This window comes from Streptomyces sp. NPDC044002, assembly GCF_056434525.1.
In genome coordinates this window covers 59382-76759 of sequence record NZ_JBWKEZ010000013.1, presented here as the reverse complement: position 1 = coordinate 76759, position 17378 = coordinate 59382, and the positions used below count along the sequence as shown (strand labels likewise).

Here is a 17378-nt window from a genome sequence, read left to right as displayed (position 1 = left end):
GGCATCGCCTCGCGCCCGCCCCCCCCCCCCCCCCCCCCCCCCCTCCCCGCCCCCCCCCCCCCCCCCCCCCCCCCCCCCCCCCCCCCCCCCCCCCCGCGCCCGCCGCGCGTCAGCCGAGGAAGGCGAGCGCCGCGCGCAGGTCGTCCGGCCCGCGGTAGTGGACGCCGGTCATGCCGAAGGCTTCGGCCGCCGCCACGTTCTCCAGCCGGTCGTCCACGAACAGGCACCGCTCCGGGGCTGCGCCCGCCCGCTCGGCGGCGATCGCGTAGATCTCCCGGTCCGGCTTGGCCACGCCCTCCCGGGCACTGCTGACCACGTGGTCCGCGAGGTCGGTGAGCCCCATCGCAGCCAGGTCCTCGTCCAGGTCCAGGGCGGCGTTCGTCACCAGCACCAGCGAGAGCCCGGCCGCCCGCGCCCCGCGCAGTACGGACACCACCGCCCCGTCGGCCGAGAACGGGGACCGGGTCATCGCCTCGGCCAGCTCCCACGACCGCGCCTCCGCGTACTCCTCGCGGAGCCGCTCGGCTATGGACTCCGCCCACTGCTCCCGGGTGATCCGCCCCAGCAGCAGCGGCCGGTCCAGCTCGGGCGAGAACGCCAGGGCCGCCGTGGTGCCCTCGTGGAGGCCGGCCAGGCGTTCCAGCGCGGCCAGCCCGCTGGAGTCGTAGAAGCGGATGACGTTGTCGAGGTCGCACAGGACCGCGTCGAAGGGCCTGCCGGCGCCGGGGGCTTCGAGGTCGCTCATCCCCCCTCCCTATCACGGGAGTTCGTACGCGCCCCGGTGCGGGGCTCAGCCCAGCGGCGCCTGCTGCAGCGGCACCGGCCGCGGGGCCGGCGGCGGGGGCGGGTCCACGCGCACGGGCGGCGGCGGGGCCGCGGGCTGGCTCAGGGAGACGACGCCGCACGGCACCCCGGGGGTGGCGTACGGCAGGCACAGCCGCCCGTCCGGGGTCCACAGCCCGCTCCCGAGCCAGCCCTCCGGGGCGCCGAGCCGGAAGACGTACCGGTCGGCGGGACGCCACAGCGCGAGCCCGCCGTCGCCCACCCGGAGCGCCACCCCGCAGGTCTCCGGCATCAGGACCTGCCCCGGCTGCACCGCGAAGGGGTGGGCGTCCTCCAGCCGCAGGCACTCCGGGAAGCGGACCGGGCGCTCGCTGCCCAGCACCCCCCAGCCGAGCCGCGGCTCGCCCGGGGCGTCCGAGCGGATCAGCAGCAGCCCGCTGTCCGGGGCCGCCAGCAGCAGCCGGTCGTCGCTGTCCTCCGCGATCTGGAGCAGCGGGCTGACCACCCCGCCCCGCCCCAGGTCCACCGCGACGGCCTTGGTGCGGCCCTCCACCTCCCGGTCCAGGGCCAGCAGCCGGCCCGTACGGTCCAGCCAGACCCCGCCCGAGCAGCGGCCCGGGACCACCGCGACCCGCTCGGGCCCGCCGGAGCCGCCGGCCACCTGCCAGACGGTGCTCTCCCCGTCCCCCACGGCCAGGGCGAAGGCCCCGCACCCGTCGGGGGACGGCGGCAGCAGGCGGACCCGCAGCCCTTCCTCGGCGTCGACCGAGCCGAGCCGGTACTCCCCGGTGCGGGGGCCGGAGGCGGCGCCCGAGGGGTAGAGGAGGGAGAACTCGTGCCGGTCGGCGACCCGGCGGTGGATCAGCACCTGCCCGTCGGCCAGCGCCAGCACCTCGCTGTCGGCCTCCTCGGGCTGCGCGAGCGGCAGCGGCACCGCGTACGGCTCCGGCCCGCCCAGCGTCCACCGCTCCGGATAGCGCGCCTCGCCCACACCGGCCAGCCGGGCCGCGTACCCGCCGTCGGCGGACACGGCCAGCGCGGGGGCCGGGGCAGCGGGGGCCGGGACCACCGGGGCCGGGGCCGCGGGGGCCGCTGCCGCCGGGGCGGCGGGGGCCTCCGGCACCTCGGGGCCCCCGGCCGGCTCGGCGGCCTCCGGGTCCGGGAGCTTGGTGGTCGTCGTGATCTCGGTGGCACAGACAGTCATCCGGGCCGTCACCTCCGACCAGGAAGCTAGTTTTCGCACTTCCAGCCGAACAACACGACCCAGCCCGCTTCACACGTACGGGTGGCCGACCACCGATTCGCCGGTGGCGGGGGATGCGGTTGTGCTGGCGCCCCGGTCAGGGGACCACCGGTCGCCACGGACGGTAGCCTTGGCCCGTGCCCCGTCTCTCTGAAGTCATCGCCGCGCTGGACGCTCTGTGGCCCCCCTCGCGGGCCGAGGAGTGGGACGCCGTCGGCACCGTCTGCGGCGACCCCGATGCCGAGGTCACCCGGGTGCTGTTCGCCGTGGACCCCGTACAGGAGATCGTCGACGAGGCGGTGAAGCTCGGCGCCGACCTGGTCGTCACCCACCACCCCCTCTACCTGCGCGGCACCACCACCGTCGCCGCGGGCACCTTCAAGGGCCGTGTCGTGCACACCCTGATCAGGAACGACATCGCCCTGCACGTGGCCCACACCAACGCCGACACCGCCGACCCCGGCGTCTCCGACGCCCTCGCCGGCGCCCTCGACCTGCGCGTCACCGGCCCCCTCGTGCCCGACCCCACCGACCCGTCGGGCCGCCGCGGCCTGGGCCGGATCTGCGAGCTGGACCACCCCGAGACCCTGCGCGAGTTCGCCGCCCGCGCCGCCGCCCGGCTGCCGCGCACCACGCAGGGCATCCGCGCCGCCGGCGACCCGGACGCGCTCATCCGCACCGTCGCCGTCAGCGGCGGCTCCGGCGACAGCCTCTTCGCGCAGGTCCGCGCCGCCGGCGTGGACGCCTTCCTCACCGCCGACCTGCGTCACCACCCGGTGTCCGAGGCCCGCGAGCAGAGCCCGCTCGCCCTCGTCGACGCCGCGCACTGGGCCACCGAGTGGCCCTGGTGCGAGCAGGCCGCCGCGCAGCTCGACGCGATCTCCGAGCGCCACGGCTGGGGTCTGCGGACCCACGTCTCGCGCACGGTCACCGACCCCTGGACGGCGCACGCGCCGTCCGCCACACCCCCTTCTAGTGCCTCTGGAGCCCCCAACTGAACGCCGAGCCCGCCGACCAGATCCGACTTCTCGACGTCCAGGCCCTGGACGTCCGGCTGTCTCAGCTCGCCCACAAGCGCAAGTCGCTGCCCGAGCACGCCGAGGTCGACTCGCTGACCAAGGACCTCAGCCAGCAGCGCGACCTCCTCGTCGCCGCCCAGACGCAGGCCAGCGACGCCGCCCGCGAGCAGACCAAGGCGGAGCAGGACGTCGACCAGGTGCGCCAGCGCGCGGCCCGGGACCAGCAGCGGCTCGACTCCGGCGCGGGCGTCTCGGCCCGGGACCTGGCGAACCTGCAGAGCGAGGTCGCCTCGCTCGCCAAGCGCCAGGCCGACCTGGAGGACGTCGTCCTGGAGGTCATGGAGCGGCTGGAGGGCGCCCAGGAGCGCGTCACCGAGATCACCGGGCGCGTCGCCGCGCTGGAGGCCAAGCTGACGGACGCCACCGCGCGCCGCGACGCCGCCACCGGCGAGCTCGACACCGAGGCCGCGAAGGTCACCAAGGACCGCGAGGTCATCGTGGCCTCCATGCCGTCCGACCTGATGGCGCTGTACGAGAAGATCCGCGTCAAGCAGGGCGGGGTCGGCGCCGCGCGCCTGTACCAGCGCCGCTGCGAGGGCTGCCGGCTGGAGCTCGACATGGCCGAGATCAACGAGATCAAGGCCGCGGCCCGCGACCAGGTCGTCCGCCACGACAACTGCGGCCGCATCCTGGTCCGTGCGGCGGACTCGGGCATCTGATGCCGCGTTTCGTCGTGGAGGCGGACGGCGGCTCCCGGGGCAACCCGGGCCCCGCCGGCTACGGGGCGGTCGTCCTCGACCCGGCCACCGGTGAGACGCTGGCCGAGCGCGCCGAGTTCATCGGCGTCGCGACGAACAACGTCGCCGAGTACAAGGGCCTGATCGCGGGCCTGAGGGCGGCGGCCGAGCTGGCGCCGGACGCGGTGGTCCGGGTCCGCATGGACTCGAAGCTCGTCGTGGAGCAGATGTCGGGCCGCTGGAAGATCAAGCACCCCGACATGAAGCCGCTCGCGGCCGAGGCGGCGAAGGTCCTCCCGCGCGGGCAGGTCACGTACGAGTGGATCCCGCGCGAGAAGAACAAGCACGCGGACCGGCTCGCGAACGAGGCCATGGACGCGGGCAAGCGCGGCAAGCAGTGGGAGCCGTCGGCCTCCACGGCCGACCTCGCCCCCGCCGGGCCCCCCGGTGACGCGGCGAAGGGCGCGGCCGCGGTGCGTGCCGCCCTGGCCTCCTCCGGCGGCGGTACGGGAACCCGTGCGGCCGGCGCCGACGTGCGGGCCGCCCGCAGCGCGGCGGCGTCCGGCGCCGACACCCTCTTCGCGGACGCGGGGGCCGAGGCGTTCACCGCGTCCGCCGCCCGCGTCCCGGCCCCGGCCGGCGCGCCCGCGGCGGCCGTCGACGGGGCTCCGGCCGCGTCCGGGACCGGATGGGGCGGGCCCGACATGGGGACCCCCGCCACCTTCGTGCTGCTGCGCCACGGCGAGACCGCCCTGACCCCGCAGAAGCGCTTCTCCGGCAGCGGCGGCACCGACCCGGAGCTGTCCCCGGCCGGCCGCCGCCAGGCCGCCGCCGTCGCCGAGGCGCTGGCCGCGCGGGGCACCGTACAGGCCGTCGTCAGCTCCCCGCTGCGCCGCTGCCGGGAGACCGCGCAGGCCGTGGCCGACCGGCTCGGGCTGCCCGTGGCGGTCGAAGAGGGGCTGCGCGAGACGGACTTCGGCGCCTGGGAGGGGCTGACCTTCGCCGAGGTGCGGGAGCGCTTCCCGGACGACCTCCAGGCGTGGCTGGACTCCCCGCGTGCCGCCCCGACGGGCGGCGGCGAGAGCTTCACCGCCGTCACCCGGCGGGTGTCGGCGGCGCGTGACCGGCTGCTGGCCGCGCACGCGGGCCGCACGGTGCTGCTGGTCACGCACGTGACGCCGGTCAAGACGCTGGTGCGCCTCGCGCTGGGGGCCCCGCCGGAGTCCCTGTTCCGGATGGAGCTGTCCGCGGCGTCCCTGTCGGCGGTGGCCTACTACGCCGACGGCAACGCCTCGGTCCGGCTCCTGAACGACACCTCGCACCTGCGCTGACGGCCCCGCCACGCGCACCTCAAGGCCCCCGCCCGACCACGGGCGGGGGCCTTCGCGCCGTCAGTCGCCGCAGCTGCCGGCGGTGCCCCAGCGCAGGAACTCGCCGCCGCCGGAGGCGTCTTCGGCGAAGACCGCGTACCGGGCGTAGGGCCAGCCGGCCGATCTCGCGGACTCGGAGGTGAGGTCGGCGCAGGCCCGCCGGGCGGCCTTGAGGGCCCACTCCTCGCGGGTGGTCCGGTCCCACAGGGGCTTGACCGCCCAGACGTACATGACCCGGCCGGCCGGGTCGAAGCCGACGGCCAGGTTCTCGTGGCCGAGCCGGCCGCCGGCGGCGCCGCCGGCGTTCCACTCGTCGATGACCGCCCTGGCGGTCCGGTCGGCGACGCGGATCTCGTCCGCGTCGCTGGACGGGATCTTGGCGACGGCCAGTCCGCCCGCGGCCGGGTACCAGTCGGCGGCCTGCCCGGCCGGCCTGTCGGCGGCGCGGTCGGCGTCCCCGCCGGTGCTCCCGGCGGTGCTTCCTGTGGTGCCCCGGTCGGTGAGGGAGGCCGAACAGGTGGCGTTCGTGCGGAAGTCGTCCGACCAGACGACGCCGGGGCCCGCCGCGCGCCCGGTGTCGACGATCACGAAGGTGCCGTACGGGAGGTCCGGGTAGGCGCTGCGCAGGTGGCGCAGGCCCAGGCAGGCGGCCCTGGCGACCTCCCGCAGCGAACCGCCGTCGAGTTCCCGGCCGCCGGAGGTGACGTACACCTCGCCCCGGGGCTGGTGGAAGGTGAGGGCGAACTCCTGGTCGGGGTGGTCGCCGGTGTCGAGCCAGGGTCCCGTGCCGATGGACGGGTGGGCGTCGTGCTCGGCGGGCGTCCGGGCGGCGCGGGCCTGCCGCCAGGTGGCGAGGGTCGGCCCGCCGTCGGCCGTGGCGCCCTTGGGGTCGGTGGACGGGCCGGGGGCGGTCGGGGTGCCGGTGGTGCGGGACGCGTTCCCCGGGGTGGCGACGGCCGGGGCCCCGGCCGTCCGGCCGTCGTCGCGGGAGGCGGCGGGCAGTGCGAGGAGCCCGCCGACGGCCCCGCCGAGGACGGCCGCGCCCACGGTGACGGCGAGCAGCAGGCGCCCCCGGCCGGGAGCCGGCGGGGAGGGCCAGGCGGGGTCGTCGACGGCGGGCAGGTGCCACTGGGCGGCGATCGGGTCGCCGGCCAGGGTGGGCGCGGCGGGTGCGAGGCCGGCGGCGAGGAGCTGGGTGGCCTCGGCGGCGAGCAGGGCGGAGCAGCGTCCGGCGGCCCGCTCGGCGGTCGGCCGGGCCGCGGGGTCCTTGGCGAGGGCCGCCTCCACGACTTCGCGGAGCGGGGCGGGCAGCCCGTCGAGGTCGGGGTCACCGGACATCACGCGGAACGCGACCACGTCGGGGGCGCCGGTGCCGAAGGGGAGGCGGCCGGTGGCGGCGTGGGCGACGAGGGCGCCCCAGGCGAAGAGGTCCCCGGCCGGGCCGGTCGTGCCGGAGCGGTAGTGCTCGGGGCTGATCCAGCCCGGCGTGCCGGTCATGACGCCGGTCCGGGTCACGGAGGTGCCGTCGGCGGCGTGGGCGATGCCGAAGTCCAGCATCCGCGGTCCGGCCGGGCTCAGGATGACGTTCTGCGGTTTCACGTCCCGGTGGACCACGCCGGCGCGGTGGATCGCGGAGAGGGCCTGGGCGGTCCCGGCGGCGAAGGCGTAGAGGCTGCCGCCGGTGAGCGGGCCGTGGGCGGCGAGGTGGCGGTCCAGGGTCGGGCCGGGTACGTACTGTGCCGCCAGCCAGGGGCGTTCGGCCTCGGTGTCGGCCGCCAGCACGGGTACCAGGCAGGGGCCCTGGACGCGGGCGGAGAGCGCGACCTCGCGGCGGAACCGGGCCCGGAACTCGGGGTCCTGGGCCTGGGCCAGGTGAACGGACTTGACCGCGACCCGCGTTCCGCGGGGGTCGAGGGCGGCGTGGACGGTGCCCATGCCGCCGGTGCCGAGGCGCCCGAGGATCCGGTAGGGTCCGATCCTCTTCGGGTCGCCGGGGTGGGCGGGGTGGACCCGCCCGCCGGGGGCGGTGCTTCTCAAGGGTGCTTCTCTCTGTCAGCGCGCTGATTCGGAAGCGACCGTCTCATTTTTGGAACTCCCTATGGCACGCTTTGGTGTTTTATTTAAGCTGGGCGCCGCTCATGTTCCGCGTTCACGGCGCTCCTTCCGAGGGTGTTCGGCATCCGGCCCTGAGCCAGAAGGCAACCACCCAGCGGAGGAGTCCCCATGACCACCCCTTACCCCGGCCAGCAGCCGGACCAGCCCTACGGCGGGCAGCCGCAGCAGCCCTACGGGCAGCAGCCCGGCTACGGGTACCCCCAGCAGCCCCCGGCCTACGGCCAGCAGCCACCCCCGCCGTACGGTCAGCAGCCCCCGCCGCCCTACGGCTACCCGGCCCCGCCGCCGCCCCCGCAGAAGAGCAACGCCGGCAAGATCATCGGCTTCGGCTGCGGCGGCATCGTCCTGCTGTCGCTGGTCCTCTTCGCCTGCGGCGCGGCGTTCACCGGCGCCTCCAAGAGCAGCGCCAAGAAGGACACCCCGATCACGGTGCCTTCCGCGCCGGCCGGCTCCTCGGCCCCCAACGCGGCGCCGATGCAGCCCGCGCCCGGGAACTCCGAGGCGCCGGCCGGGACGGCCGACAAGAACGCCGACGTGACGCTGACCGCCTCGCCCACGGCCTTCAAGCCCAGCGTCCTGGCCCAGAGCGGCGACTACACCTCCGTGCAGGTGACCATCGTCAACAACGCGGCCAAGCAGGTCGACGTCAACGTCTTCTACTTCGAGGTGACGGGCGAGGACGGCACGCGCAGGCAGATCGAACTGGCGGCGGCCGAGGACCAGATCGACACCGTCAAGCTCGCCAAGGGCGAGAAGGCCACCGGGACCATCACGGTCAAGGGCAAGATCACCGCGAAGACGGTCACCTTCCGGAACGGCTTCATCGGCAAGACGTACACCGCCCCGGTGAAGTAGCCGCGCGGTCCCGGCGGGTCCCGCTCCGGCGGGCCCCGCCCGGGGGTCCCGGGGGTCCCGGGGAGTGAAGGAGAACGACAGACGAGTCGGCCTGTACGCCGGGTTCTGTCACCCGGAGACCTCGCGGTCGCCGGGGAGACGGCCATCCATCTAGGACCGGCGTTGCCGCCGGCCTCGTGCGGTCTACCCGCGAACATCGGGCGGGCAGCCCTCAAGCGTTCGCGCAGACCCGTCCGGGGACGGATCCTCTTGACCTTGCTCCAGGTGGGGTTTACCTAGCCGCCTGAGTCACCTCAGGCGCTGGTGGTCTCTTACACCACCGTTTCACCCTTACCGGAGGCCGAAGCCCCCGGCGGTCTGTTTTCTGTGGCACTGTCCCGCGGGTCACCCCGGGTGGGCGTTACCCACCACCCTGCCCTGTGGAGCCCGGACGTTCCTCGGCGGGATCCGGGGACCCCGACGCGGCCGCCCGGCCGACTCGTCTGTCGTGCCGACCATGCTACCGGCTGTCCGCGCCGCCTTGACCTTGACGCAGCGGCAGGGTTTCTACTGGGGGGCATGCGGATCGGAGAGATCGCCGCGCTGGTCGGGGTCAGTACCCGGGCGGTCCGGCACTACCACCATGTCGGGCTGCTCCCGGAACCGGAGCGGCGCCCCAACGGATACCGGGCCTACACCGTGCGCGACGCCGTGCTGCTGGCCCGGGTGCGCCGGCTCACCGAGCTGGGGCTCGGCCTCGACGAGGTGCGGGACGTCCTCGCCGACGACGCGGGGCGCGAGCTGGCCGACGTGCTCCACGAACTGGACGCCGACCTCGCGCGGCAGGAGGCCGAGCTGGCCGAACGCCGCCGCCGGCTGGCCGTGCTGCTCGCCGCCGGCCCCGGGGACGGCGAGCCGGTCTCCCCGGCGCTCGCCGCGCTGCTGGCCAAGGCCCCGGCGACGGACTCTCCCGCCGCCGCGAAGGACCGCGAGCACCTGACCCTGCTCGACGCCACCGGCGCCGCCGGGGAGGAGCTGTACTCCGTCCTCGGGCAGCTGGCCGCCGACCCCGCCGTGCTCGCGCTGTACGAGCGGCTCGACGAGCTGGCCGACGCCGCCGTCGACGACCCCCGGATCGGGCCGCTCGCCGAGGCGATGGTCGCCGCCGTACCGGACGAGGCCTTCGCCGCGATCCCGACCAGCGGGCCCGTGATCCCAGGCTTCGGGGAGGCGCTGCTCGCCGAGTACGCCCCCGCGCAGGCGGAGGTCGTACGCCGGGTGATGGCGGCCTTCACCGCCAAGGGCCGGGCGTGAGCGCCGTCCGGGCCGCGCGGATCGCGGCCTGCGCCGTCATACCCGGCGAGCTGGTCCTCGTCCTGTGCCTCGCGGCCGGGGTGCGCCCGCCCGGGTGGGCGACGGCCGCGGCCGAGGCGCTGGTGCTCGGGACGCTGCTGCTGGAGGCCTGGGTGCTGGGCTCGCTGCGGCGGAGCACCGGCTCCTGGCGGCGGGCGGTACGGGCCGCCGTGCCCGAGCCGGTGCTGCGGCTGCTGCTGCACGAGCTGCGGGCCGCCGTCTCGCTCGGCCGGTGGGTCGTGCGCCGCAGGCACGGCGTGGGCCCCGGCGACCTCGCCGCCGCGTACACCGGACCGCAGACGGCCATGATGTACGGGCTGCTCTTCGTGTCGGTGGTCGAGACCGTCGGGCTGGCCGTGCTCATCCCCTGGCCCGCCGTGCACCGCGTGGTGCTGGTCCTCGACGTGTACTCGGTGCTGCTGGTCCTCGCCCTGCACGCCGCCTGCGTGACCCGCCCGCACGTGCTGCGGGCCGACGGATCGCTGCGGATCCGCTACGGCGTCCTGTTCGATCTCACGGTCCCGCCGGACGCGGTGGCCTCGGCCCGGGTGGAGCGCCGCTACCCCGAGGGGCGGCTCGTCACCCTGTCCGAGGAGGGGGTGCTCGACCTGATCGTGGGCAGCCAGACGACCGTCACCCTGGAGCTGAACCGCCCGCTGGACTTCCGCCGGCCGCTCGGCGCCCGCGCCAGGGCCCGTACGATCCGCTTCCACGCCGACGACCCCCGCGCGCTGGTGGCCGCACTGCGGCAACCCGCACCGTTCCTGATCAGTGAGCAGGAGTGAGTGCTGACCCCGTTCGGGCCCCTACGCCGGCGCGAAGAGGATCTTCGCGGTGCCCGGGTCGGCCTGGGTCAGCCGGACCCGGATCCGCTCCCCGAGCGGCAGCCGCTCCGCCGGGGACTCGACCCGTCCCACCACGGCCGGCTCCTCCAGGTGGACCGTCCCGGTCTTCGGCTCCTGCTCCTTCACGTCGATGACCGTCGCCTCGAAGGTCTCCCCGACGCGGTCCTTGAGCAGCGCCGCCTCCACCAGGTCCACGCACTCCCGCTCGACCGAGTTGGCCAGCCGGGTGCCCTCCGCCATCCGGTCCGGCAGCGCCTCCAGCGCCTCGACCACCCACGCCGGGGGCTCCGCCCCCGCCACCGCCGCCACGCACAGCTCGCCCGCGTAGCGGTCGGCGAGCCGGCGCAGCGGGGCGGTGCAGTGCGCGTACGGGGCGGCGACCGCCGCGTGCAGGGCCGGGTCCGGGAGCCGGCCGCCGGTGAAGACCGTGTAGCCGGCGCCGCGCAGCAGGGCCGTGCACTCCTGGAGGAAGGCGGCGTGCGCCGGCACGCGCGGGTCGAGGGAGCGGACCAGCGCCGCGTACGGGACGTGGTGCGGCCAGTCGATCCGCAGCGCCTTCGCCGCCCGGCGCAGCCGCCCGACCGCTCCGTCGGGGGCGGCGGGGAGGGTGCGCAGGATCCCGGTGCCCGAGGCGAGCATCAGCTGGGCGGCCGCCATGCCGGTCATCAGCGAGACCTGGGCGTTCCAGCCGTCGGCCGGGAGCGGGGCCCGGTAGGCCAGGCTGTACGAGCCGCCGTGCTCGACGACCTCCTGCTCGGGGACGTTCAGGGAGACGCCGCCGCGCTCGGCCTCCAGTGCCTCGCGCAGGGTCCCGATGTCCTTCAGCAGCGCCAGGGACGGTTCGGCGGTGCCGGTGTCGATGGCCTTCTGCACGCCGTCGTAGTCGAGTTTGGCCCGGCTGCGCACCAGGGCGCGGCGTACGTCGGTGGTCTCGACCCGGCCGTCGGAGTCCAGGTCCAGCCGCCACACGAGGGCCGGACGGGTGCGGTCGGGCAGCAGGCTGGCCGCGTCCTCGGAGAGCACGGGCGGGTGCAGGGGGACCTTCCCGTCGGGGAAGTAGAGCGTGGTCACCCGGCGGTGGGCCTCGGCGTCGAGGGCGCCGCCGGGGCTGACGAAGGCGGCGACGTCGGCGATGGCGTAGTGCACGCGGTAGCCGCCGGCGGGCCGCTTCGCCAGGTGCATGGCCTGGTCGAGGTCCACGGAGGCGGGCGGGTCGATCGTGAAGAAGGGGAGGCCGGTCAGGTCCTCGGACGGCAGCCGGGGAGCGGCGGCCGCCCGCTCGGCCTCGGCGAGCACCCCGGCGGGGAAGGTCCCGGGCACGCCCAGTCGCGTCCGCAGTGCGTCCAGTGCGGCGCGCAGGACCGCCCCGTCCGCCCCGTCCGCTCCGGCCATGTGCATGTGACGGCGTGGCATGGACCGAGCGTAGGCCGTGAACGGCGGTTCCGCGCGGGCCGCGGAAACCGCCGCACGGCGGAACGCGGCGCGGAAAGGGGTCCGTACGACGGCGTGAAACCGGCTGGAATACGGGGCGCGGCCGGGGCGCAATGTGATGAGCGGTTCACCGGCCCGGGGGGAAGGGCCGGTCCATTGGCGGTCCTTTGGCGGTCCATTGGCGGAACCAATCACACCCACATCCATTCGAATTCGATTCGAACTCGGCAAAAACGGGGCGGGCATGCTGTTGCGCATTCATTTCACCGGAGCCGACCTGGTCCGCACGAGCGTGGCCAGCCGACCGGATCCCCTGTGGGAGACGGTATTGAGCCTGCGGGCGTTACAGCACCGCCCGCAGAGCCCGGCGGCCGAGTGCTGGGCCCGCGACGTCCTGGCCCGGCAGGCCGGGAACCTGCGGACGCTGTTCCCGCTCGTCCGCCCGCACGGCTACTTCCCCGACTTCCTGACCCCGCCCGACGGGACGCTCGGCATCGAACCCGCCCTCGACACCCTCGGCGCCACACCCGCCCGCCACCTCCGCGGCGACCTGGCCGTCCTCGCCGCGGGCGGCACCCTCCCCGGATGGACGGGCGACCTCGCCGCCGGCCGCCCCGACGCGCTACGGGACCTCACCCGGGCCCTGCGCGGCTACCACGAGGCGGCCCTGGCACCCCTGGAGCAGGTGATGCGGACCACGGTGGGGGCGGAGTACGCCGCGCAGGCGAAAGTCGCGGCCGAATCGGGAACGGAAGGCGTCCTGTCGGGCCTCGGACCGGGCATGCGGTGGAAACCGCCCGTACTCGAAGTCCAGTACTCCGTGAATCAGGAACTCCACCTGAACGGGCGGGGGCTGCTCCTCGTCCCCACGCTGTTCCGCACCCGCACCCCGGTATCCCTGCTGGACCCGGAACTCCCGCCCGTGCTCACTTATCCGGCGCGGCGCACGGAATACCCCGACGCCCGCGCGGGAGAAAGACTCGGCCCCCTGATGGGCCGCACCCGCACGGCGATCCTGCGGTCCACTTCGCAGACCCCGCACAGCACCTCGGAACTCGCCCGCCTGGTGGGAATGTCGCAGGCGTCGGTCAGCCACCACACCACCGTGCTGCGCGCGGCGGGCCTGATCAGCTCGACCCGGCACCGGAACACGGTCCTGCACAGGACGACCCCGCTGGGAAGCCTCCTACTGCGCGGATGAGGTCCCGTCCACGTCTTTCGAAGAGGTTCGAAAGACGTGGACGGGGCGCGGCGGCGCGTCGGAGAGTCGCTCCGACCGCAGCACCCTCCGCGACACGAGAGGCCCGATCATGCAACGAGGCAGGACCGCAGCAGCAGCGCTGGCACTGGCCGTGACGTCCCTGCTCGGATTCGCCGGCACGTCGTCCGCCGATGCCACCGGCGCCACGGGTGCGACCAGCGACCACCTCGACCGGGGCTCCACCCTGTGGGCGGGCAGCCAGATCGAGAGCAGCACCCGGTACGGATACGCCCGGCTCGTGATGCAGACCGACGGCAACCTGGTGCTGTACGGAAACAACCGGGGCGTGTGCTGGGCCTCGCACACCTACGGTCTCGGCGGGAACCGGGCCGTCTACCAGGGAGACGGCAACTTCGTGATCTACACCGGATCCGGCCGCGCCGTGTGGGCCAGCAACACCCTGGGCACGGGCGGGACCAACGTCAACGTCAACTACAACGGCCAGGTGTGGGTCGGGGTCACCCGGCTCACCGGCGACTGCGGCTGATCCCCTTCCCCAGCCCCCCACCGGCGGCCACGGCCCGCCCCCCGGCCCCACCGGCCGGGGTGCGGCCGTGGCCGTTCGCCCGTGACCGGGCCGCGGCGGGCCGTCTACCCTGGCCCGGGGGCCGCATCCCCTGCGCCGCGTCGTCTGAAGGAGAACCACCGTGCTCGTGCTGCTGCCGCCCTCCGAGGGAAAGGCCGCCGGCGGCTCCGGCGCACCGCTCGACCCCGCGTCCCTGTCGCTGCCGGGCCTGGCCCCCGCGCGGGCGGCCGTCCTGGAGGAGCTCGTCGAGCTGTGCGCGGGGGACGAGCTGAAGGCGCGCGAGGTGCTCGGGCTCAGCGAGGGCCTGCGCGGTGAGGTCGCGAAGAACGCCGCCCTGCGCTCGGCACCGGCCCTCCCGGCCGGGGAGATCTACACTGGTGTGCTCTACGACGCCCTGGACCTGGCGGGGCTGCCGGCGCCCGCGCGGGAGCCGGCCGAGCGGACGCTGCTGGTCTTCTCCGGGCTGTGGGGCGCGGTGCGGGTGACGGACCGGATCCCCTCCTACCGCTGCTCGATGGGCGTCAAGCTGCCGGGGCTGGGCGCGCTGGGCGCGTACTGGCGCACGCCGATGGCCGAGGTGATGCCGCAGGCGGCGGGGGACGGGCTGGTGCTGGACCTGCGCTCGTCGGCGTACGCGTCCGCGTGGAAGCCGAAGGGGGAGACGGCGGGCCGCACCGCCACGGTGCGGGTGTTGCACTCGCAGGTGGTGGACGGGGTGGAGAAGCGGTCGGTGGTGAGCCACTTCAACAAGGCCACCAAGGGCCGCCTGGTGCGCGACCTGCTGGTCGACGGTGCCGTGCCGGCGTCCCCGGCGGAGCTGGTGACGGCCCTGCGGGACCTGGGCTATGTGGTGGAGGCCGAGGCGCCTGCGAAGCCGGCGAAGGCCTGGTCCCTCGACGTGGTCGTCACCCAGATCCACTGATTTCTGACGCGCCGCTCGCGCGGCTCGGCCGCGGGCGGCCTCCCCGGCTTCGCGCCGCTGCGACAGCCTCCGGCCGTCGTACGTGGGGCGGGGCCGGTTTGGGTGGCTGGTGCCGGTGGGTCGTCTGCGGGTGGGTGGGCCGCTGCGCGGGGCTGGGTCCCCTACCCGCCCTTCCACCGTTCCCCGGGCGCTGCCCGGACCCGCGCCTCAAGCGCCGGCGGGGCTGGAAGGGCCCGGGGCTCCGCCCCCGACCCCGGTACCGGACGCTGCGCGCCCGGTGCGCTCAAACGCCGCGCGGGCTGGAGTGCGCGCAGCGCACTTCCAGCCTCGCCGGCGTTTGAGGCGCGGGGGTCTGGGGGCGGAGCCCCCAGGGGGTCCGGGGCGGAGCCCCGGGGAACGGGCGAAGGGCGGGTAGGGGACCAGCCCCGCGCAGCGGTCGGGTCAGTGGCCCGGGGGCCAGGCGACCGCGGCCGGGGTCTGGTCACGCGCGCCCGCGTACTGGGCGCAGGCGTCCGTCAGGGTTTCCAGGAGGGTCAGCGGGTCCGGGAGCGGATGGCGGACGTCGCGGAGCCAGGTCACCGCGTGCTCGCCCGGGAGGGCCGCCGGGGGGAGCAGGACGTAGCTGCCGCGGCAGTGCCAGCGCAGGCCGGGGTGCTCGTCCATCGTCTCGGGGTGGCAGTCCAGTTCGCAGGGCCACCATTCGTCCTCGTCCTCCGGCGTACCGCGGGTCGCCGTGAAGAAGAGCATCCGGGCCTGGTCGCCGGTGCCGCCGGACTCGGCGACGGGGCCGACCTCGATGCCCGCGGCCAGCAGCCGCTCCAGCGCGCTGCGGCCGGCCTCCAGGGGGACGTCCAGGACGTCGTGCACCATGCCCGTCGCGGTGATGAAGTTGGCCTGGGGCTGGTTGCGGGCCCACCGCTCGATCTGCGCGCGGTCGGTGGTCGACTGGGTCTGCCAGGCGAAGGAGACGGGGTGCCGGGCCGGCGTGGGACAGCCGATGCGGTCGCACGAACACCGGTATCCGTCGGAGGGATGGGCGGCGGGGGCGAGGGGCAGGCCGGCGGCGGCGACGGCGAGCAGGAGCGCTTCGCGCTCCTTGCCGGGGTCCTCGGGGGCGGGTTTCGAGCGGCGGCGCAGCCACTGGGAAATCCTGCTCAGCTCGCCGCGTTTGACGCGGCCGGACTCAGACCCCATCTATCCCCTCACCTCACCGTTGCCCCGGCAGACCATTCCATGGTCCCACCATCGGGAGCGCCGGGTGACCGCACCCCCCGAAGGGACTCCCCGAACGAGTGCCCCACATAACGGCACAATCAGGCCATATGGTTCTCGGCCGTGCCGGTGTCACCGGCTCTCCGGCCGCCCGGCGGTGACGTATCCCACGCCGGCCAGCACGCCGTCCACCAACGCGTCCGCGAACCCGTGCGTCAGCGGCGCGGTCCGCAGCAGCCACCGGTACGTCAGCGGGCCCAGCAGCATCTCCACGGTCAGCCGCAGGTCGGTGCCGGCCGGGAGCTGCCCGGCCTCCCGGGCCGACCGCAACCGGGCCTCGTACAGCGCGAGCTGCGGCTCCAGCAGGCGTTCCGTGAAGCGGGCCCCGAGCTCCGGGTCCGTCGCCCCGGCCGCGGTCAGGGCGCGCGCGGGGGCCTCGTACCGGGCGTCGGCGAACTCGTCCACCGTGGCCCGCAGTACGGCCTTCAGGTCGCCCGCCAGGTCCCCGGTGTCCGGGAAGCCGGTCCAGCCGCCCTCCGCGGCCGCCTCGCCGGCCAGCGCGAGCGAGGCGTCCAGCAGCACCTCGGCCTTCGAGGACCACCAGCGGTAGATCGTCTGCTTGCCGACTCCCGCACGGGCCGCGATGGCCTCGATGGTCAGCTTGTTGTAGCCGACCTCGCCGACCAGCACGAGGGAGGCGTCGAGGATGGCGCGCCGGGAGCGGTCGCTGCGGCGGGTGGCGTCAGGGGTCTTGGTCACCGCCCCAACGTACCAAGTCGGTCCGAGACGTCTCGTCTTCCGGCCGTTGTGGTAATTCACCCGATCAGTTCACTGCGCGGCCACCGCCGAGGAGAGACGATTCTCTCGACACGCGCACAGCACCGTGAGTCCGTAGTCGTAGTCGTGAGGAGCCTTCTTTGCGCAGAGACGCCACACCCCGGCGCTACCTGATGTGCCCACCCGCACACTTCAAGGTCACGTACTCCATCAACCCGTGGATGGACCCCACGAAACCGGTGGACCTGCCCCTCGCACTCGCCCAGTGGGAAGACCTGAGGGACCGCTACCTCTCCCTCGGGCACACCGTCGAGACGCTCGTCCCCGACCCCGGCCTGCCCGACATGGTCTTCGCCGCGAACGGGGCGCTCGTCGTCGACGGCCGGGTGCTCGGCGCCCGCTTCGCCTATCCGGAACGCGCCGCCGAGGCGGAGATCCACCTCGACTGGTTCCGCGCGCACGGCTTCGAGGAGGTCCACGAGCCCTCGCACGTCAACGAGGGCGAGGGGGACTTCGCCGTCACCGCCACCTACATCCTGGCCGGCCGGGGCTTCCGCTCCAGTCCGCTCTCGCACGACGAGGCCCAGGAGTTCTTCGGCCGCCCCGTCATCGGCCTCGACCTGGTCGACCCGCGCTACTACCACCTGGACACGGCGCTCTGCGTCCTCGACGGCGACGAGATCATGTACCACCCGCCGGCCTTCTCCGCCGGCAGCCAGGCCGTGCTGCGCCGGCTGTTCCCGGACGCCCTGGTCGTGGAGGACGAGGACGCGGCCGCCTTCGGCCTGAACTCGGTCTCCGACGGGCGGCACGTCGTCCTCCCGCAGGGCGCGACCGGGCTGCTGGCCCCGCTGCGGGACCGGGGGTTCGAGCCGGTCCCGATGGACCTGGGCGAGCTGCTCAAGGGCGGTGGCAGCGTGAAGTGCTGCACCCAGGAGCTGAGGCCGTAG

At 75.1% G+C, this 17378-nt stretch carries 16 protein-coding genes and 1 other RNA gene; 10 read left to right on the top strand and 7 right to left on the bottom strand.

Features of this window, described 5'->3' with window-relative positions; all coding sequences use genetic code 11:
• Positions 1–109: 109 nt before the first annotated feature.
• On the bottom strand, positions 110–745 hold the full coding sequence (locus AC07A6_RS12765; protein WP_478777102.1) for an HAD-IA family hydrolase: 636 nt from the start codon (positions 743–745) through the stop codon (positions 110–112).
• 45 nt (positions 746–790) lie between these two features.
• On the bottom strand, positions 791–1987 hold the full coding sequence (locus AC07A6_RS12760; RefSeq protein ID WP_478777101.1) for a hypothetical protein: 1197 nt from the start codon (positions 1985–1987) through the stop codon (positions 791–793).
• A 176-nt stretch (positions 1988–2163) separates the two neighbouring features.
• Between AC07A6_RS12760 and AC07A6_RS12755 the strand changes: the two genes are divergently transcribed.
• From AC07A6_RS12755 to AC07A6_RS12745, 3 genes are read left to right on the top strand one after another with little or no spacing between them, the layout of a single operon-like run.
• Positions 2164–3024, top strand: a complete 861-nt coding sequence (locus AC07A6_RS12755) for a Nif3-like dinuclear metal center hexameric protein (RefSeq protein WP_478777100.1) — start codon at positions 2164–2166, stop codon at positions 3022–3024.
• Positions 3021–3764, top strand: a complete 744-nt coding sequence (locus tag AC07A6_RS12750; protein WP_362470816.1) for a zinc ribbon domain-containing protein — start codon at positions 3021–3023, stop codon at positions 3762–3764. Before AC07A6_RS12755 ends, AC07A6_RS12750 begins: the two co-directional genes overlap by 4 nt.
• Complete coding sequence (locus AC07A6_RS12745) at positions 3764–5113, top strand: bifunctional RNase H/acid phosphatase (protein WP_478777099.1); 1350 nt, start codon at positions 3764–3766, stop codon at positions 5111–5113. The genes AC07A6_RS12750 and AC07A6_RS12745 overlap by 1 nt, the downstream gene beginning before the upstream one ends.
• Before the next feature lie 60 nt (positions 5114–5173).
• Here the strand turns inward: AC07A6_RS12745 and AC07A6_RS12740 are convergent, their stop codons facing one another.
• Positions 5174–7189, bottom strand: a complete 2016-nt coding sequence (locus AC07A6_RS12740) for a serine/threonine-protein kinase (protein WP_478777098.1) — start codon at positions 7187–7189, stop codon at positions 5174–5176.
• Positions 7190–7375: 186 nt separating this feature from the next.
• Between AC07A6_RS12740 and AC07A6_RS12735 the strand changes: the two genes are divergently transcribed.
• Entirely contained in the window at positions 7376–8122 is a 747-nt protein-coding gene (locus tag AC07A6_RS12735; RefSeq protein WP_478777097.1) for a DUF4352 domain-containing protein, read from the top strand.
• A 78-nt stretch (positions 8123–8200) separates the two neighbouring features.
• On the opposite strand, the gene rnpB is transcribed toward AC07A6_RS12735, so the two are convergent.
• An RNA gene (gene rnpB, locus AC07A6_RS12730) (RNase P RNA component class A) lies at positions 8201–8603 on the bottom strand.
• A gap of 77 nt (positions 8604–8680) precedes the next feature.
• Between rnpB and AC07A6_RS12725 the strand changes: the two genes are divergently transcribed.
• The gene (locus tag AC07A6_RS12725) at positions 8681–9415 is read left to right on the top strand and encodes a MerR family transcriptional regulator (protein WP_478777096.1); all 735 of its coding nucleotides are present in this window, start codon (positions 8681–8683) and stop codon (positions 9413–9415) included.
• Positions 9412–10239: a hypothetical protein gene (locus tag AC07A6_RS12720; protein WP_478777095.1), complete on the top strand. Its 828-nt coding sequence runs from the start codon at positions 9412–9414 to the stop codon at positions 10237–10239. Before AC07A6_RS12725 ends, AC07A6_RS12720 begins: the two co-directional genes overlap by 4 nt.
• Positions 10240–10260: 21 nt before the next feature.
• On the opposite strand, the gene AC07A6_RS12715 is transcribed toward AC07A6_RS12720, so the two are convergent.
• The gene (locus tag AC07A6_RS12715; RefSeq protein WP_478777094.1) at positions 10261–11712 is read right to left on the bottom strand and encodes an RNB domain-containing ribonuclease; all 1452 of its coding nucleotides are present in this window, start codon (positions 11710–11712) and stop codon (positions 10261–10263) included.
• 262 nt (positions 11713–11974) lie between these two features.
• Here AC07A6_RS12715 and AC07A6_RS12710 point away from each other — a divergent pair, with 262 nt between their 5' ends.
• The 3 genes from AC07A6_RS12710 to yaaA all read left to right on the top strand — a co-directional run bounded on the left by AC07A6_RS12710 (position 11975) and on the right by yaaA (position 14439).
• Positions 11975–12931, top strand: a complete 957-nt coding sequence (locus AC07A6_RS12710; RefSeq protein WP_362470749.1) for an ArsR/SmtB family transcription factor — start codon at positions 11975–11977, stop codon at positions 12929–12931.
• A 109-nt stretch (positions 12932–13040) separates the two neighbouring features.
• A complete protein-coding gene (locus AC07A6_RS12705; RefSeq protein WP_478777093.1) occupies positions 13041–13478 on the top strand; it encodes a hypothetical protein in 438 nt (145 codons plus the stop codon).
• 160 nt (positions 13479–13638) lie between these two features.
• Positions 13639–14439: a peroxide stress protein YaaA gene (gene yaaA / locus AC07A6_RS12700; protein ID WP_478777092.1), complete on the top strand. Its 801-nt coding sequence runs from the start codon at positions 13639–13641 to the stop codon at positions 14437–14439.
• Between the two features lie 441 nt (positions 14440–14880).
• Here the strand turns inward: yaaA and AC07A6_RS12695 are convergent, their stop codons facing one another.
• Both AC07A6_RS12695 and AC07A6_RS12690 read right to left on the bottom strand, forming a co-directional pair.
• On the bottom strand, positions 14881–15633 hold the full coding sequence (locus tag AC07A6_RS12695) for a bifunctional DNA primase/polymerase (protein ID WP_362466349.1): 753 nt from the start codon (positions 15631–15633) through the stop codon (positions 14881–14883).
• Positions 15634–15783: 150 nt separating this feature from the next.
• Positions 15784–16410 carry a TetR/AcrR family transcriptional regulator gene (locus AC07A6_RS12690; RefSeq protein WP_362466352.1) on the bottom strand — a complete coding sequence of 209 codons (627 nt, stop codon included), beginning with the start codon at positions 16408–16410 and terminating at the stop codon, positions 15784–15786.
• Positions 16411–16568: 158 nt separating this feature from the next.
• Between AC07A6_RS12690 and ddaH the strand changes: the two genes are divergently transcribed.
• Positions 16569–17378 (top strand): dimethylargininase, encoded by an 810-nt coding sequence (gene ddaH / locus AC07A6_RS12685; RefSeq protein ID WP_478777091.1) that lies wholly within the window; start codon positions 16569–16571, stop codon positions 17376–17378.

What these genes read in the sequence shown, in the direction of transcription:
- AC07A6_RS12695 (WP_362466349.1), bottom strand. Translation starts at nt 15,633, where the DNA reads ATGGGGTCTGAGTCCGGCCGCGTCAAACGCGGCGAGCTGAGCAGGATT.
- AC07A6_RS12735 (WP_478777097.1), top strand. Translation starts at nt 7,376, where the DNA reads ATGACCACCCCTTACCCCGGCCAGCAGCCGGACCAGCCCTACGGCGGG.
- AC07A6_RS12760 (WP_478777101.1), bottom strand. Translation starts at nt 1,987, where the DNA reads ATGACTGTCTGTGCCACCGAGATCACGACGACCACCAAGCTCCCGGAC.
- AC07A6_RS12765 (WP_478777102.1), bottom strand. Translation starts at nt 745, where the DNA reads ATGAGCGACCTCGAAGCCCCCGGCGCCGGCAGGCCCTTCGACGCGGTC.
- AC07A6_RS12705 (WP_478777093.1), top strand. Translation starts at nt 13,041, where the DNA reads ATGCAACGAGGCAGGACCGCAGCAGCAGCGCTGGCACTGGCCGTGACG.
- AC07A6_RS12725 (WP_478777096.1), top strand. Translation starts at nt 8,681, where the DNA reads ATGCGGATCGGAGAGATCGCCGCGCTGGTCGGGGTCAGTACCCGGGCG.
- AC07A6_RS12710 (WP_362470749.1), top strand. Translation starts at nt 11,975, where the DNA reads ATGCTGTTGCGCATTCATTTCACCGGAGCCGACCTGGTCCGCACGAGC.
- AC07A6_RS12715 (WP_478777094.1), bottom strand. Translation starts at nt 11,712, where the DNA reads ATGCCACGCCGTCACATGCACATGGCCGGAGCGGACGGGGCGGACGGG.
- AC07A6_RS12745 (WP_478777099.1), top strand. Translation starts at nt 3,764, where the DNA reads ATGCCGCGTTTCGTCGTGGAGGCGGACGGCGGCTCCCGGGGCAACCCG.